17 protein-coding genes are annotated in these 16580 nt (G+C 54.8%); 7 read left to right on the forward strand and 10 right to left on the reverse strand.

From position 1 onward, the window contains the following. Positions 1-332 precede the first annotated feature (332 nt). Positions 333-1178 (reverse strand): EamA family transporter, encoded by an 846-nt coding sequence (locus AC2FH0_RS15635; RefSeq protein WP_142638470.1) that lies wholly within the window; start codon positions 1176-1178, stop codon positions 333-335. Between the two features lie 139 nt (positions 1179-1317). Here AC2FH0_RS15635 and AC2FH0_RS15640 point away from each other — a divergent pair, with 139 nt between their 5' ends. Beyond that, on the forward strand, positions 1318-1752 hold the full coding sequence (locus tag AC2FH0_RS15640) for a group II truncated hemoglobin (RefSeq protein WP_496708238.1): 435 nt from the start codon (positions 1318-1320) through the stop codon (positions 1750-1752). Between the two features lie 431 nt (positions 1753-2183). On the opposite strand, the gene glnT is transcribed toward AC2FH0_RS15640, so the two are convergent. The 6 genes from glnT to AC2FH0_RS15670 form a co-directional block, all read right to left on the reverse strand. After that, positions 2184-3512, reverse strand: coding sequence for a type III glutamate--ammonia ligase (gene glnT / locus AC2FH0_RS15645; protein ID WP_142638474.1), 1329 nt, complete (start codon positions 3510-3512; stop codon positions 2184-2186). 80 nt (positions 3513-3592) lie between these two features. Continuing rightward, positions 3593-4921 carry an FMN-binding glutamate synthase family protein gene (locus AC2FH0_RS15650; protein WP_496678521.1) on the reverse strand — a complete coding sequence of 443 codons (1329 nt, stop codon included), beginning with the start codon at positions 4919-4921 and terminating at the stop codon, positions 3593-3595. Between the two features lie 20 nt (positions 4922-4941). Further along, positions 4942-5625, reverse strand: coding sequence for a protein GlxC (locus AC2FH0_RS15655; protein ID WP_496678512.1), 684 nt, complete (start codon positions 5623-5625; stop codon positions 4942-4944). A 1-nt stretch (position 5626) separates the two neighbouring features. Beyond that, the gene (locus tag AC2FH0_RS15660; RefSeq protein WP_496789763.1) at positions 5627-6556 is read right to left on the reverse strand and encodes a class II glutamine amidotransferase; all 930 of its coding nucleotides are present in this window, start codon (positions 6554-6556) and stop codon (positions 5627-5629) included. A gap of 148 nt (positions 6557-6704) precedes the next feature. Beyond that, positions 6705-6920 carry a hypothetical protein gene (locus AC2FH0_RS15665; RefSeq protein WP_142638480.1) on the reverse strand — a complete coding sequence of 72 codons (216 nt, stop codon included), beginning with the start codon at positions 6918-6920 and terminating at the stop codon, positions 6705-6707. Between the two features lie 11 nt (positions 6921-6931). After that, on the reverse strand, positions 6932-8305 hold the full coding sequence (locus tag AC2FH0_RS15670; protein ID WP_271951763.1) for an ammonium transporter: 1374 nt from the start codon (positions 8303-8305) through the stop codon (positions 6932-6934). 339 nt (positions 8306-8644) lie between these two features. Between AC2FH0_RS15670 and AC2FH0_RS15675 the strand changes: the two genes are divergently transcribed. From AC2FH0_RS15675 to AC2FH0_RS15695, 5 genes are read left to right on the forward strand one after another with little or no spacing between them, the layout of a single operon-like run. Then, positions 8645-9790 carry an aminomethyl transferase family protein gene (locus tag AC2FH0_RS15675; RefSeq protein ID WP_496703398.1) on the forward strand — a complete coding sequence of 382 codons (1146 nt, stop codon included), beginning with the start codon at positions 8645-8647 and terminating at the stop codon, positions 9788-9790. Between the two features lie 54 nt (positions 9791-9844). Further along, positions 9845-10441, forward strand: coding sequence for a dimethylamine monooxygenase subunit DmmA family protein (locus AC2FH0_RS15680; RefSeq protein WP_496692834.1), 597 nt, complete (start codon positions 9845-9847; stop codon positions 10439-10441). Continuing rightward, positions 10438-11400: a PDR/VanB family oxidoreductase gene (locus AC2FH0_RS15685; RefSeq protein ID WP_281973362.1), complete on the forward strand. Its 963-nt coding sequence runs from the start codon at positions 10438-10440 to the stop codon at positions 11398-11400. Before AC2FH0_RS15680 ends, AC2FH0_RS15685 begins: the two co-directional genes overlap by 4 nt. 13 nt (positions 11401-11413) lie before the next feature. Beyond that, the gene (locus AC2FH0_RS15690) at positions 11414-12481 is read left to right on the forward strand and encodes a heme-dependent oxidative N-demethylase family protein (RefSeq protein ID WP_142638490.1); all 1068 of its coding nucleotides are present in this window, start codon (positions 11414-11416) and stop codon (positions 12479-12481) included. A 28-nt stretch (positions 12482-12509) separates the two neighbouring features. Further along, positions 12510-13007 carry a GNAT family N-acetyltransferase gene (locus tag AC2FH0_RS15695; protein ID WP_496692832.1) on the forward strand — a complete coding sequence of 166 codons (498 nt, stop codon included), beginning with the start codon at positions 12510-12512 and terminating at the stop codon, positions 13005-13007. On the opposite strand, the gene AC2FH0_RS15700 is transcribed toward AC2FH0_RS15695, so the two are convergent. Together AC2FH0_RS15700 and AC2FH0_RS15705 are read right to left on the reverse strand one after the other, a co-directional pair. Next, positions 12985-13641, reverse strand: coding sequence for a helix-turn-helix domain-containing protein (locus AC2FH0_RS15700; RefSeq protein ID WP_496692831.1), 657 nt, complete (start codon positions 13639-13641; stop codon positions 12985-12987). The genes AC2FH0_RS15695 and AC2FH0_RS15700 overlap by 23 nt on opposite strands. Before the next feature lie 237 nt (positions 13642-13878). After that, on the reverse strand, positions 13879-14901 hold the full coding sequence (locus AC2FH0_RS15705) for a helix-turn-helix domain-containing protein (RefSeq protein WP_496692830.1): 1023 nt from the start codon (positions 14899-14901) through the stop codon (positions 13879-13881). Between the two features lie 138 nt (positions 14902-15039). Here AC2FH0_RS15705 and AC2FH0_RS15710 point away from each other — a divergent pair, with 138 nt between their 5' ends. After that, the gene (locus AC2FH0_RS15710) at positions 15040-16062 is read left to right on the forward strand and encodes an alpha/beta hydrolase family protein (protein WP_496789765.1); all 1023 of its coding nucleotides are present in this window, start codon (positions 15040-15042) and stop codon (positions 16060-16062) included. Positions 16063-16157: 95 nt separating this feature from the next. On the opposite strand, the gene AC2FH0_RS15715 is transcribed toward AC2FH0_RS15710, so the two are convergent. After that, positions 16158-16574 (reverse strand): helix-turn-helix domain-containing protein, encoded by a 417-nt coding sequence (locus AC2FH0_RS15715; protein WP_496789766.1) that lies wholly within the window; start codon positions 16572-16574, stop codon positions 16158-16160. Between the last annotated feature and the right edge of the window lie 6 nt (positions 16575-16580).

Consider the following 16580-nt stretch of genomic DNA (forward strand, 5'->3'; position numbering starts at 1 on the left):
ACAATCGCATGCCTGCTGGCCAACACCCTGACCGCCGCATGCCGCGCAAACAAACTCCCCGAACCAGAAGGCCTGACGGCTTAAAACGAGGCCGCCGCTGTTCAAACTGCGGCTGTTCTTTTTTCCGTTCTGATTTAGGTAGGTATTGGCGACCTTCTAGGTCGTAACTTGTGCATGGTGATCGTATCCATTGGCGTGTCGCCTCCCAATTCCCTCCGATCCCCCTACTACGAGCGTTGTGTGAATCCGGACCGCCACGCTCAGGCGAGATTGAGTGCCTGCCAAACAGCCCGGCTGCAGCCCATCAGGCACGTCAATTCGCAAGGCCGTCCTCAGAGCGCGAGATAGCCGATTCCGGCAAACGCGACGACACAACCAAGCCACTGGCTTGGTGACATACGCTCTTTCAAGATTGCCCAGGCAAGGACAACAGTCAGTAGTCCAAAAACCGAAGCCGCGACGGATGCATATTGGGCATTGGGCAACCTACCGGCCGCGACCACACTGAGAATTGCGACCGCATCCAGTAAACCCATTAAGCACAAAAGGGGCAGTGCTTTTGTGCCGGGCCAAATCGACTTGCGAGACGCAAAAGCTATCGCTGCCAGAACCAGAATTGCCGTAAGTCGACCGATTAGAGACACGGTGTATTCGTCGCTGATCTCTGCCGCGTATTGCCCCAGGGCAAATGCTGCGGCGAACCCGGTTGCGGCCAGCAAAGACAAGACAATGGTTGGGCCACGGGCAGGGTAGGTTGTCTCGGTTTTGTCTGAGCGGGCTGCGACGATGGATACTCCGAGGCCGATCGCAATTACGGCCAACCAGTGCCATGCACTGACAGTCGAGCCGCGCCAAATTGCGACGGTGACGGACAAGACCGGATAGCTGGCAACTAGCGGCGCAACCAAGCGCACGGGCCCCCGATGAAAAGCCTCGTACATGCTGAGCCCGGCCAAGAGGTAAAAAAAACCTGCTGCAATCGCATAAGCCATCGCGTTGCCCGACATGGGGTTGATGTCGCCCCAGGCTGCAACCATCCCGATCTGCAGGATGGCACCAAAGAGCAAAACAAACATAAGCGAGGCGACCACGCTGACGGACTGGCTGATATAGCGGACCGAGAGATCATGAATGCCCCAGCACAACGCAGCTAGCAACCCGAGTGCAAGGGCGCTCATGTAAGGGAAGATTGTTGTAGTGTCGACCATATTGGCATGTGTTCGGTCCCAGATATCAACAGCGCCAAGATGTCACTGTTGATAAACTAATATTCCTGTTATGCAATAAATTAGGCAATGGAGACCCGGAGAATCCACTATGTCCTCGGCTTTGGATCAACTTGGAGGCGAAGAGAGCCTGCGCGCGCTTGTCGAACAATTTTATGATCGAATGGAGGCCGATCCGGCTGTGTATTCCTTGCACCGGCTGCATTTTCGGGGTCACGGATTGAACCATACAAGACAAGCGCAGTTCGAGTTCCTCAGCGGTTTTTTGGGCGGGCGAGCTTATTACCGGGAACGATTTGGCCACATGGATTTACGGGAAATACATGCCCATGTGCCTATTCGCGAGGCCGATGCAGAGCTTTGGCTGGAAACCTTTGATGCCGCTTTGAAAGATTGTGAACTGCGTGGCCCGACGGTGGAAAAGATGCGAACCTCCCTGCGACGTGCGGCATTGATGCTTGTTAACGACGTTCCCGACTGGCGCATCGAGGTGGATAGGAAAAAAGGACAAGAAGTCCCAGAATAGGCTATTTGCAGGGTCTCGAAATCAGTCGTCAAACAACCGACGTTGAGATTAGATGAAGCTGGTCTAAAGTGTTGAACGTCATAAAGATTTGCTCGATCGCGATATCGTCGATTAGGTGTCATCTTTTGCACAGCACCCTTAGCCCATGCCCTGATTGACTGCTTTTCGGCCGCAAGCCAGGGATGGTTCCGATTTCCCAGACAACCATGGGGCCGCCTAAAGCAGCTGTGCAATGCGGGGATTGGGTTCCCGTCTTAAAGGCGCACAATTTCAACGGTATCCCCGTTTGACGATATGTGTGCAAAAGACGCGCCTCGATCTTCGCCCGGCGCGTGTTGACTGAAAAAACATCCCGGCGTGATCGTTGTTGGTGAATGAACAACAAGGCCGCGGCACAGGCCGCAACCTCGATGTCTTCCAGTTTTACCGGATCAGATATCCAGCGTGTTTTCCTTTTCCCAGCGCGAGAAATGCGACACGAAGGAATTCCACTCCTGATGCTTCATCTTCAGGAAAGCAGACGAGAATTCGGCGCCCATCATGCCCTTCAGGTCTTTGTCTTTGTCGTATTCGCGCAGTGCATCAAGCATGTTCAACGGCAGCTTTGGTGCTCCGCGCACTTTATGGCCTTCGGCATACATATCGATATCCCAGCGCTTGCCAGGGTCTGCTTTGGATCGGATACCTGACAGTCCAGCCGCAATGATCACGGCCTGAAGCAGGTAGGGGTTGGTTGCTCCGTCCGGCAGACGCAATTCAAACCGCCCGGGGCCGGGCACACGCACCATGTGAGTCCGGTTGTTGCCCGTCCATGTCACGGTGTTGGGCGCCCATGTAGCACCCGACATCGTCCGCGGCGCGTTGATGCGTTTGTAGCTGTTCACCGTGGGGTTGGTGATCGCGGCCAGTGCTGACGCGTGCTTCATGATGCCACCGAGGAAGTGCTTGCCACGCTCTCCCAGACCAACCTCACCGGTCGGGCCGTCGCCCTCGCCTGCAAACACGTTGGTCTTGGCCGCATCGCCTGGCGCATCCCAGACCGAGATATGCGCATGACAGCCATTACCGGTCAGGCCTTCCACCGGTTTTGGCATGAACGTCGCACGCAGACCGTGTTTTTCAGCTACCGATTTGGTCATGAACTTGAAGAAAGAGTGTTTATCAGCAGTGCGCAGAACGTCGTCAAATTCCCAATTCATCTCGAACTGGCCGTTGGCGTCCTCGTGGTCGTTCTGATAAGGTCCCCAGCCCAGTTCCAGCATGTAGTCACAGATTTCACGCACGACATCATACCGGCGCATCACGGCCTGTTGGTCATAGCAAGGCTTTTCAGCTGTATCAAAAGGATCGCTAATCTGTTCTCCGTCCGGCGTCATCAGGAAGAACTCGGCTTCGATACCGGTTTTGACATGCATTCCTTCGCTTGCAGCTTCGTCGATCAGGCGGCGCAATACGTTACGAGGGGCTTGCGCGACATCGCTGCCTTCCATAACGCAGTTGCCAGCAACCCAAGCCACTTCGGGCTTCCAGGGCAGCTGAATGACCGATGATGGGTCTGGAACTGCCAGCATGTCAGGATGAGCCGGTGTCATATCCAGCCAGGTGGCGAACCCGGCAAAGCCCGCACCATCTTGCTGCATGTCGGCAATCGCCTGCGCTGGCACAAGCTTGGCCCGTTGTCCACCGAACAGGTCGGTGAACGAGATCATGAAGTATTTGACGCCTTTTTCTTTTGCGAAAGCTGCGAGATCTGTCGTCACGATTGCTTTCCTTTCCCTGTTGAATTCTAGTTTTTCAAAGCAAAAACGCGGCCCCCATCAGGGAGCCGCGCAGCATCGGTTCAGAACCCTTCCTTGCCCGGGTACCAACTGGTGCCCGCCAAAGGGACTCGCGCCATGGCGGCCGCCTCCATTGTCAGGGCACACAGGTCTTCAGGTTCCAGATTGTGCAGGTGATTGTGGCCACATGCACGCGCGATGGTTTGGGCCTCAAGCGCCATCACCTTCAAATAGTTGCGCAGCCTGCGACCCGCAGCAACCGGGTCAAGACGCGAAGCCAGGTCGGGGTCTTGCGTGGTGATCCCTGCCGGGTCCTGACCTTCGTGCCAATCGTCATAAGCGCCAGTGGTTGTGCCCAGCTTCTGGTATTCGGATTCCCATTTGGGATCGTTGTCCCCAAGGGCCACCAGAGCAGCCGTGCCAATGGCAACTGCATCTGCACCCAGTGCCAATGCCTTGGCCACATCGGCCCCGGTGCGAATGCCGCCCGAGATGACCAACTGAACCTCACGATGTACGCCCAGATCCTGCAATGCCTGAACGGCAGGGCGGATGCATGACAGTGTTGGCAACCCGACATGTTCAATGAATACGTCTTGCGTCGCAGCGGTGCCGCCCTGCATGCCATCCATGACGACAACGTCCGCCCCGGCTTTCACTGCCAATGCAGTGTCGTAGTAGGGGCGCGTGGCGCCAACTTTCACATAGATAGGTACTTGCCAATCAGTGATTTCCCGAAGTTCGAGGATCTTGATCTCAAGGTCGTCCGGCCCTGTCCAGTCTGGATGGCGGCAAGCGGACCGTTGGTCAATGCCTTTGGGCAGGGTCCGCATCTCGGCCACACGGTCACTGATCTTTTGACCCAACAACATACCGCCCCCGCCGGGTTTGGCGCCTTGGCCAACCACAATCTCAATCGCATCAGCCTTGCGCAGATCGTTGGGATTCATGCCATAGCGTGAGGGCAGGTATTGATACACCAGCTTGGTTGAGTGGCCACGTTCCTCGGGCGTCATGCCGCCATCACCAGTGGTTGTTGACGTGCCCGCAGCTGATGCGCCGCGGCCCAAAGCTTCTTTCGCTGGCCCGGACAGAGCCCCAAAGCTCATACCCGCAATGGTGATCGGAATGTCCAGTTCGATCGGTTTCTTGGCAAAGCGTGTGCCCAGCGTAACTGAGGTATCGCAACGTTCCCGATAGCCTTCCAACGGATAGCGCGACACCGACGCACCCAGAAAGAGTAGATCGTCGAAATGAGGAACTTTCCGTTTGGCGCCACCGCCACGAATGTCATAGATACCTGTCGCAGCGGCGCGACGGATCTCAGCATTGATCGGATTGGTAAATGTCGCCGACTGAATCGGCAGGGTGCGGGGGATCTGATCGTCCATATCTTTCATACCCTTCTTCCTCAGTAAGCTGCGGAATTGTCGATGTCGAAATTGTAAAGCTGACGAGCCGAACCATAGCGTTTGAACTCTTCCGGCTTGGCGTCGCTGCCAGCGCGGTCCAGCAGATCCCTCAGAATATCCAGATGCTCAGGGCGCATTTCTTTCTCGATGCAATCAGCACCGAGGCTTTTGACCGAACCACGCACGAACAGCCGTGCCTCGTAGAGTGAATCCCCCAGCGCATCGCCCGCATCTCCGCAGACGACCAGATTTCCTGCCTGTGCCATGAAGGCGGACATGTGGCCGATATTGCCATGCACCACGATGTCGATACCTTTCATCGAAATACCGCAGCGCGAGCTTGCGTTGCCCTTGATGACCAGCAACCCACCATGGCCTGTGGCCCCGGCATACTGGCTGGCGTCGCCATCGACGATGACCTGGCCGGACATCATATTCTCAGCCACACCCGGACCAACTGAGCCGTGAACCTTGATGGTCGCCTGTTGGTTCATGCCGGCACAATAGTACCCGGTAGACCCCTTGACCGTCACTTCGATCGGCGCGTCCAGTCCGACAGCAATCGCATGGCTGCCTTTTGGATTTACAATTTCCCAGCTGGTTTGGTTGGTCTCGGCGTTTTGCGCCTGCAGGGACGAGTTCAATCCACGCAGTCCGTCTGCCTCTAAATCATAGGTCTGCATTTCAGGCGGCCTTTTCGTGGGTTGTTGGACTGTCGTTGTGCGACCAGAAATATACGGTGGCCGGTTCAGGTTCCCAAACTCGGGCGTCTTCGATTCCTGGCAGGTTCACCAAGGCGCGGTATTCGCTGCCAAAGGCAACATATTGATCCGTTTCTGCCATCACTGCAGGCTTGCAAGCGATTGGGTCACGTACGACGCCAAACCCGTCTTTGGTCCCTACTACAAAGGTGAAAAACCCGTCCAGATCATCAATGCTGGATTCCAGAGCTTCACCTAAAGTGGCGCCATTCATCATTTTCCAGGTCAGGTATGCGGCACCAACTTCGGTGTCGTTCTCTGTCTGGATGGTAACGCCTTCGCGGCGCAACTTGCGGCGCAACGAGTTGTGGTTGGACAGCGACCCGTTGTGAACCAGACATTGATCGGACCCCGTGTTGAACGGATGTGCGCCCATTGTTGTCACGGCGGATTCCGTCGCCATGCGTGTGTGTCCAATGCCATGAGTGCCGCTCATGCCGCTGAGGCTGAAGCGGTCTGCAACATCCTTGGGCAGGCCAACTTCCTTGTAGATTTCGAGGCTTTCGCCACGACTCATGATACGAACCGTCGGCCGGATTTCAGCCAGCGCGGCGCGCGCGGCTTCGACCTGACGGGCGGGAATTTCCAAGACGGCATGTGTATCATTGTCTGCCTGACCAACCGTCACGCCAAGACTTTTGCCTAGCTCATCAGCCAAGTCGACAAAGTCCGTTTCGGGGTTGGGGGACTGAACTGTAATCTTGGTTTTGCCATCGGACTCAGAGCCGTAGATTGCAATACCGGCACTATCGGGGCCACGATCTGTCATCGTGATCAGCATGTCTGTCAGCATATTGCCCAGTTGGGGCGCAAGAGACTGGTCTTTGAGGAATAATCCAACAATTCCGCACATGGCTGGCAGATCTCCTTATGTGTTTCATTATGATTCGACGGTACCAACAAATCAGTGGGACATCAATAATCATAGGAAAGTTTTTTTCCTAAGAGGCAATGGGCGCGACCTGTGTTTTTCGCGCCCATTGCAAGCATTCAAGGCTGGATCAATATCGCTCCAACTGTGCTTTCACCTTTTCTTCGTCACCGGTGTGGCGCGCCTTTTCCAGGTGCTCAGCTTCGCGGACGAATTGGATGCGATGCCAGCCAACCCAGAAGACGACACCAATGATGACCATTAGAACTTCGTAACCTTGGAAGGGATAGACCGGCCCGACTTCGGCCAGATCCACGGCCCAGTTTGTATAACCATTCGTAGACATATCTTACTCCCTCATTTCGCTGCTACGCCACGGGCGGCCAGTTCTTCTTTATCGGCTTCGATAATGGCAGCTTTGGCGTCCTCATAGGCATGGTGTTCAGCGTAATCGAGACCCTGAAGTTCAACTTCTTCCGGGATGCGCAGTACGCCGGCAGCGGATTGCATTTTCGCCAGAGCCCAGCCTGGCAGGAACCCAAGGACAAAGAACATGATGACGGCACCCGTGATCTGACCGATTGGGTTGATGGTTGCATAACCTTCATATGGTGACGAAGGCACGCCCCACAGGACAAAGCCCGCGATGACCAGCCCGACGACACCTGCATAGCCATGCACGGCTACAGCACCGACAGCATCATCCAGCTTGAACCGACGCTCTACCCAGTAGTGCAGATTATAGACGATCACGACGCCGATTGCGGCAATGATCATCGCTTGGATCGGGTGATACAAATCGTTTCCAGCAGACGCGGTGATGATACCGGCCAGACCGCCCGAGAAGGTCCAGAAGGCATCTCCCTTCGAAACGACATAGGCTGCCATCAACCCACCCGACAGCGACATCAGGAAGTTAAAGGTAATCGCCGACAGCGTGGTCGGGGCCAGATAGATGTTGGTTGCAGTCCAGGTGGCGCCAACGATCTGACCGTCGATAACCTCGGGCGAGATTACCGGAACGTTACAGGCGGCATAGAAGCCCCAGAACCCGGTATAGATCAGGAAAATTCCGATGGTCAGCAACCATGGATTATGCGGAGGAATATCCCGCGGCGTTCCATCTTTGGCAAACTTGCCAAGTCGTGGACCCAGTACCATGATCACACCAAGTGCGTAACCACCTGCGATTGCATGGATAACGCCTGACGCATATGCATCGTGATACCCCAAGATGCGCACCATCCAGCCACCATAGTGCCAGCCCCAAGCAGCGTCGATGATCCACCAGACGGACCCGATCATGACTGCATGGACCCACAAAGCCGATGACCTGATCCGTTCGATCACTGAACCAGAAACAATCGAGGCAGCTGTCCACGAGAACAGAAGGAACGCGGCCCAGAAGACCCCTGTGATTCTGTCGTCCAAATTGGTTGCCATTGTGTTCGCCCACGGTAGATTTGCGGCACCTGCTTCGGTGTCGAGACCGCCCCAGAACGGAAAGTTCGGGAACGCCCAGTAGATCCACCATCCAAAGAAGAAGAACGTGACCGTCACCAGCGGGATGATCATGATGTTTTTCATCAATGTGTGCATATGGTTACGGGCCCGGCTGGCGCCGACTTCGTACATGCAAAAGCCCACATGGATGAGGAACATGAAGACGACCGTTACCCAGTAATAAAACTCGGTAAAGACCGTCGTAAGTGCATTTAGATTGCCATCCACTTCGTAGTCTCCCTGTTGTTGCAGCAGGAGGTCTTTCTGCGAAGCATTTCCTGCTGGGAATAATTGTATACTAAGGGGACAATCTCATTGGCGACCTGTCAATAGATATGTGGGGCAAACATCTTTAAGGTCTGTGCTTGAGGTATGTCCTCTCACGTCCAAAAACGCACTAAGCCACAGATAAAGAAAAGAAATATCAATACTCCCGGATGCTTTTAGGGTGCAAAAATTGCAGGCAAATATTCCCAACAGGAAAAAATTCTGCACACAAGTGTTGATTTTCAACCCAACATCGGCCTCAATATGGGCAACAAAAACGATCAACGGGAGAACCGAACCATGGCCATTCTTTGGAGGACGTCGGCCCTTGCGCAGCGCCACGCCGAGATCGGCGGCGAGCTTGAAGACTGGAACGGGATGGGGACTGCTTGGTTCTATGACCAAAGCCCTGAACGCGCCAAAGCTGACTACGAAGCAATTCGGACCAAAGCTGGTCTTATGGATGTTTCCGGTTTGAAAAAGGTTCACGTGGTTGGTGAGGATGCCGCCTATGTCATTGATCGTGTCACCACGCGGAACGTCGAAAAGATCATGCCGGGGCGGTCGACCTATGCCTCGATCCTGAATGCCGAAGGCAAGTTTGTTGATGATTGCATCATCTATCGCCTGTCGGTGAACACGTGGCTGGTGGTGCATGGCACAGGCACCGGAATGGAGCAGCTGACATCCGTGGCGGCGGGTAAGAATTGTTCGGTCATCTTTGATGATGACATGCATGACATGTCGCTGCAGGGTCCGGTGGCTGTAGACTTCCTGGCTAAGCACATCCCCGGAATTCGCGATCTGGCCTATTTCGGCATCATGCAGACCAAGCTATATGGCTGCCCGGTGATGATTTCGCGGACCGGCTATACCGGCGAGCGCGGGTATGAGATCTTCTGTCAGGCCAAGCACGCCGTTCACTTGTGGGACAGCATTCTGGTTGATGGCAAGGATATGGGCATCGTCCCGGTCCAGTTTTCGACGCTCGACCTGTTGCGCACCGAAAGCTACCTGCTGTTTTACCCCGGCGACAATTCCGAAACCTATCCGTTCGATGGCGATACCTGTGGTGATACACTGTGGGAACTGGGCCTGGATTTCACTGTCTCACCTGGAAAAACCGGCTTTATCGGCGCCGAGAACCACTATGCATCGCAAGGCAAAGAGCGGTTTAAGATCTATGGCGTCAAACTGAACGGCACGACGCCGGCGGATGAAGGCGCGGATCTGCTGCAAAACGGCGAGAAAGTCGGCGTTGTCACCTTCGGCATGTATTCTGATATCAATGGTCACAATGTGGGTATCGCGCGGATGCCGGTCGCATGTGCATCACCCGGTACCAAGCTGACGGTGCGCAACGGCGATGGGACAGAAATAACGGCAACTGCGGAAGAGATGCCGTTCTACGATCAGGACAAATCGATCAGAACCGCAAAGGGCTGAGTTTCAGGGGGCGCGACGGACACACCGTGGCGCCCTTTTCCTATTGAGGGCACAATGTCAAAGTTCGAATTTCCCAAGTCAATCGCAAGCCGCCCGGTCTGGGGCGCGCTAGAGGTTCGCCAGGGCGAACATCATCTCATGATAGCCGAGGCCGAAGGGGCCGAAGCCATTCTCGATATCGCAACACCTGACCTGATGGCCAAAACCCATCTGATCTATATCCCGAAAGGCACGGATTTCGCAGAAAAGCTAAGGGCATTGAACCCTGCTCAGTTCTATGAAGGCCCGTCTTTCGAGGCGTCTCTGACGCGCATTCGCCGGGTTCTGGAGGACGCGCATATGGGATTGCAGGTCTACCTGACCGGCACCGAAGGCATGATGGGGCAGGCCATGAATGAAGTGATGGCTGTGGGTCTGCCACACACGGCGATTCAGACCGAACATCGCGGATCGGTCGCCCGTCGGATGCAATGCGTGCATTGCAAGGGCATCACCGAAGACGTCGAGATTGACCCGTTTGTCTGTTCACATTGCGGCCTAAACCTGTTTGTGCGCGATCACTACTCACGCCGTCTTGCCGCCTATCAGGGCGTCCGTATCGACGCCGAGGATCATGGTAATGTGCCCGAGTCGAAGGGGATTTACGAATGAGCGGTGCTGAGAAAATTCAGGTCAAGGTGACCGAGATCACTCCGCTGAACGAATTGGTGACGCGGTTCAGGTTCGAACGTATCGACGGCGCGCCATTACCAACCTTTTCGGGCGGGGCACATACTGTGGTCGAAATGCAGGATGGTGCCATTACACGGCTTAACCCCTATTCGTTGATGTCGGATCCGTTTGATCAGTCATCTTATACAATTTCGGTTCGACGCGATGATGAGGGCAGGGGGGGGTCGCTGTTCATGCACCGCCAGGTCAAGCTGGGCGACGAGATGACCATCAGCTATCCGGTCAACTTGTTTTCACTGGACTTGCGCGCCCGCAAGCATCTGTTTCTGGCCGGTGGCATCGGGATCACCCCGTTTCTGGCGCAGATCAAACAGTTGGAATTGCTGCACGGGCATTGGGAGTTGCATTACGCGTGCCGAAACACTGCCTTGGCATCTTATGCTGAGCAACTGACAGACAGGCATCCGAACGAAACCCATCTGTACTATGACGATCAGAGCCAGGCGATCGATCTGAAAAATCTGCTCAGCGGGCAACCCTTGGGAACGCATGTGTATGTGTGTGGTCCAAAGGGCATGATCGACTGGGTCCGAAACACGGCTGCCGCCGAAGGCTGGCCCGAAGATTGCGTGCACTACGAAGAGTTCCTGGCGCCTCAGCCCGGTAAACCGTTCGAGGTGCGCTTGGCGGCATCGGATAAGGTCATTCATGTGGGTGAAAACGAAAGCCTGCTGGAGGCCATCGAACGTGAAGGCGTGGACGCACCGTATCTGTGCCGCGGAGGGGCCTGCGGTCAGTGCGAAACCGTTGTGCTCGACCATGAAGGTAATTTCGTTCACCGCGATCACTGGCTGACCGGCGAAGAAAAGGCCGCGGGCAAGAAAATCATGCCCTGTGTATCGCGCTTCGAGGGCAAGTCCCTCGTGCTGGACCGTTGAGAGGAGGCCCAACATGACCATTCAATTCAACGACGAATCCTTCCGCGATGACTATACGTTTCACAACTCGGACTGGGCGATCAAACGCTTTCCGTTTCCGTTTCACGAAGACAGCTATATGTATTCGGTCAACATGGAACAGCATCGCGGCGGGCCCAAAGGATCGGTCTACGAGATGCGATTCGACGTCGACGAACACTATGTGTCCGAGATGAAAGACCGCGCCATGGTATTGGATCAGGATCCGTTGCGCTGCCAGTCACTGCCGCATATGACTTTGGCCGGTTGGGACTTGCTGGAGCTGATCATGGTCAGCAAATCCGAAGACTATCCCGATCTGTTCGAACTGCATCGCAATGGCAACCAGTGGCGCTGGGTCAACAAACCGATGGGCATTGATCACAGCTTTACCTTCATGGACGAAACCACGCTTCCGTACGGGCCGATGGAATACATCACCCGTCAGGCACAGGGTGATTTCGCCGTGCTGGATCAGCGTGACGAGATGCTGTGGATGGACGCGGGAATGGTGACGACCCAAGCGGATTGGAGCCTGGATTTTGACATCGGAATGAACTTTTTCGAATGGCACGCGCCGGTTCCCAAAGCCCATGAAATGGGCATTTTCCAACGCGCCCTGAAATTCCTGCTGAACATTCAACAGGGTGCCCCAGCACGGCGTCTGAATTGGACTATGACAGTGAATCCGCTGCTGGATACCAGCCCGGAGAACTATCACAAATGGGGTATCCAGAAGACGACGCTGACACCTGAAAACATAGCGCACAAACAGTATCTGCGGGTCGAGTTGCAAACCTTTTTCCGCCTGCCGCGATCCAACGCCCTGGTATTCCCGATCCGCTGCTACCTGTGTAGTTTTCAGGACCTGATGACCGTTCCCAAATGGGGCCGCCGTCTGCATCGGGTCATCCGGGACCTGCCGGTCGAGCTGGCAACCTATAAAGGGTTCATCGATAACCGCCCCATGATGTTGGACTATCTCAGCCAGTTTGACGACGGGTTGCCCACGTCTCCGGGGATCTGGCCGGATTTGGAAACGGAACCACCTTTGTCTAAGTAAGCGAGACTTGCGAAATTTCTCAACTCATATGATTGATCCGGGCGAAGCGCCTTGGCTCATCTCGAGTAACGATTTTGCATTGTATGACGTGCTTGCGCTGCTTCGCGGGTCATTTCAGTACATGGATGCCCGGATCGACCCTCCGTCTTCTATCCATAGTCTGAACGTGGAAGGAATGCAGGTGCATTGTCAGGGTGGCGGCGAAATCTGGGCTGTTGGGCGACCACTTTTCGCGTGTATGTTTCTGACGCCCAAGCCCGACAGTTTGTACCTTGGAAAGCTTGCGGTGAAGGATGGATTGCGGGGTCAGGGTATCGGCCGCAGGTTGGTGGATCATGCTGCACGCCGTGCAGTAGAGCTTGGCTTACCTGCGCTGGAACTGGAAACACGCGTGGAACTTACTGAAAACCATCGCGTATTTTCGAGGCTGGGGTTCACGATCGTAAGCACGGGCAGTCGCGAAGGTTATGACAGACCCACAGATTTCTTATTGCGCAAACCGATCAGTTTGTCTGCGGATAGCTGATCACTGATATATACCGCGCCGGCAGGCTGACAAGCCGTTCGGGCCCATGCGGAGCATCTGCATCAAAGAACAGGGTATCGCCGGGTTTTAGCGGGTAAATCTGGTCCCCGTGGCGGTAATCCACCTCACCGTCCAGCATGTAAATCGTCTCGATCCCGCCATGTTGGAAAGTTGGGAACACATCTGATTCAGCGGTCAGGGTAATCAGATACGGTTCGACGATCACGCCGGATCCGTTGGCACCAATATGTCCCAACAGGTTATACTGATGGTTCGCACGTGTTCCTTCACGCTCCAGTTCGACGCCTTCTCCTGCTTTTGTATGAACCGCCTCGCGGCGTTCTTCAAACTGTCGAAAAAAGCTTGTCAAAGGAACCGAAAGCGCATCCGCCAGCGATTGCAGAGTCGTCAAGGACGGTGACGTATTTCCGTTTTCGATCTTGGACAGCATGCCAATCGAGAGGCCGGTCAACTGGGCCAGCTCTGCGACCGTTATGTTCTGCTGTTTGCGAAAGGCACGAACCTCGCGGCCGATGGCAACTTCAAGAACTTTCTCTCTGTCACCCGAACGAACGGAATGTGGGTCCTGCGTCAGGTTTGTTGCCATTTCTTTGTCGCGTTTTTTCAATTTCATTCTTTCAACGTCTTGCTACACGTGTCCAAACCGGTTCTGCAAGCAGGCGCGGCGCAATACCCAATTCAATTCGGATTACCATAGCATCAGTTTTTCCTGATAGTAATATAATCATGCTGGCAGAAAACAGAATAGAGATCGGATTCTCACTGTTTGACGGCTTTCACGGCTCTGACGCCGATGTCCTAAATCAAGGTTCGGCAGCTGTGGCAAGGATGCTTGGTACACCAGAACGTCTTAGGTTTTGACCCTTTCATCGGGCACTTCCACAAGAGACCTCAACCAGCGACGCGGATTGACGCCGATCACCCTTAAGAACTCGCGGTTGAAGTTCGACTTGGTGTTAAACCCGCTGGCCAGCATCGCCTCGGTCACCGATTTTCCAGTCTTCATTACGGCGCAAGCGTGAGATATCCGATGCCTATTGATGTAGCGAGACACATTCTCGCTTTTGCCTTTGTTGATTGCGCTTGAAAGCTGCTTTTCTGGAACCTGCAACTTTCGGGCCAACCGGGCCAGTGTGAGATCGGGATCGAGATATGGCTTATGTGTTTCCATATAAGCGTCGAGCTTTTCGACAATAGCGGTGTCACGGGTTTTATCTTGCTTGGAATACGCATCGCGCGTGTCAGAACCAATGCTCTGGCTTTCGATTGCATGCGATAGGCTGAGCGCCCCTAATATGAGCAATGTGATTGCGGAAAACAGGCTTGGCAGCCAGAGCAAGACCTCGGTGTCTCCTGATGCAAGGCGGGCTGCAATGAATATGTCGCTGCCTGCTGAGGCGATCAAAGCGATTGCCAGAACACGCCAAACCCAAACAATCATGCGCCCGTTTTCTAAGCGGCTATGGGGCAAACTATCTTCGCCGCGCAAGAGCATAAACGCGATGGCGATACCGTATGCCGCAAAGATAAAGGGGATCAACACGTCCAGCGCTTCGGGTCGGGTTGCCAGAAAACTTATCGCAAGGGCCGGACCTACCGCATGCAAATACAAGTCCTGTCTGCGCAGATAACCCACCGAGGCCTGACGAAAGGACAGCCACGCGGATGCGGCAATTACAGTCGCAAGAATGGGCTGAACGACCCTGAGACCCGTAAAGCCATAATATTGCACAAGCGCGATAACCGCACTTTGTGCAGCGCAGCATCCGATGAGGACCAAAAGCGTGGGATGGGTTTTGCGGGTCAGAAAGCGATGTAAAAGAAAGCCCGAAAGCAGCAGGGCAGTAATCATTGGTATCGGTAGAACTGGCATCAGGGGGGTCCGTTTTCGTCTGTCATAGGACCTAAATCCTGATCTGCGCGACCTTAAACCGGATTCAGGTCGTATGAAATCCCGACAGCGTCTGAATGTAGGCCGACACTAATGCCACCCTACAAAAAAAGGCGCGCCATGAAACTTCCTCTTCTTACCCTCGTCATGACCCTTTCGGCGGGCACGGAAATTGCTGCACAAGATGTCGGCCTCGTCGAATTGACGATTGCCGCACCTCATCATGATCAGGACATGCAAATGGCTGTCATGTTCCCTGCGGCAGGTCAGCGCCAGACTATGTTTGCAGAAAATGCAGTGTTCTATGGAACAGCAGTAGTCGAAAACGCCAAGCCGGTGCCAGGGCAACATCCGGTTGTTCTTCTCTCACACGGATGGGGCGGCAATTATGCACGAATGGCGTGGCTTAGTGCGGGGTTGGTCTCGCAAGGTGCAATCGTAGTGGCAGTAAACCATCCAGGCAGCACGACCTTAGATTTGGATTTCGATACCGCATTTAATCATTGGACCCGCGCCCAGGACATGTCCGCCGCGTTGGATCACGCGCTGCAAGACCCGGATTTCGCCCCCCTCATCGACACTTCACGGATCTACGCCACGGGCTTCTCTTATGGTGGCTGGACAGCCCTTTCGCTTGCGGGCGTCCAGGGCAATCGTGACGGATTTTTCGATTATTGCGAGGCCGCAGGGGCAGGGTCACAATTTTGCGCAAAGTTGACGGCAGAGGGCGTCGATGTAACCGCAATCGACCAGGAAAAATATGAGGCATCTTACAAGGATCCACGGGTCAGTGCCGTCGCAGCCATTGATCCGGGACTAACTTGGGATCTTGCGCATAAGGATGTGCGGGACGTGACAGCCTCGCTTTTTCTGATTGGATTGGGTGAAGGGGCCGACAGGCTGAATGCAACAGACACGAGCGCCCTGGGAAGCAATTTTGAGGCGCTGGTTCCTCAGGCCGCTGTGATGACGATCGCGCCCGCAATGCATTTCACCGCGCTTGGATTATGTAAGCCCGCCGGTGAAGCGATTTTGATCGAAGAGCAGGACGATCCTGTTTGCACTGATCCTGGGGGAACGGACCGCGCCCAAGTTCTTGACATGATAATTGACAGTTTGGCCGCTCACTTCGATCTGAATTAGTGTATTTCGGACACTTAAATATCGGCATTGCATCCAATGGTGCGGGCCGACCATACCCTTCAGCGGTATACCAAAAATTCGTAGTTGGCTTGCCGCTACCTGCCACTGGCTTTCTTCGTGCCCCGGTGATGGGCGAGGTCGATGAGCCGTTTGAATGTTGGGCATTCCAAATGCGATGGCGCCGGGCAATCCGCCACATGTCGCAGGGTATCGCGCAGCGCCGTCAGCTCGCGGATTTGCCGATCCAGCGCATCCGCACGAATGTGAAACTCTTGCCGGGGGATATTCGGAGTTCCATCAAGGCCGAACATCCCCGAGATTTCCTCAAGTGAAAACCCCGCAGATTTGCCCATCGTGATCAGGGCTAGTTGCAATAAGACATCCGGCGTGAACTGCCGACGAAGCCCGTGCCGCGCAACAGACGAAATCAGGCCAAGCTCATCATAGTAACGCAGCGTTGAAGTTGGGGTGCCGGTCTTTTTCGACACCTCGCCTATATCCAAAAGTTTCATGCTTGA

The organism is Ruegeria sp. CDSC051 (genome assembly GCF_059610665.1).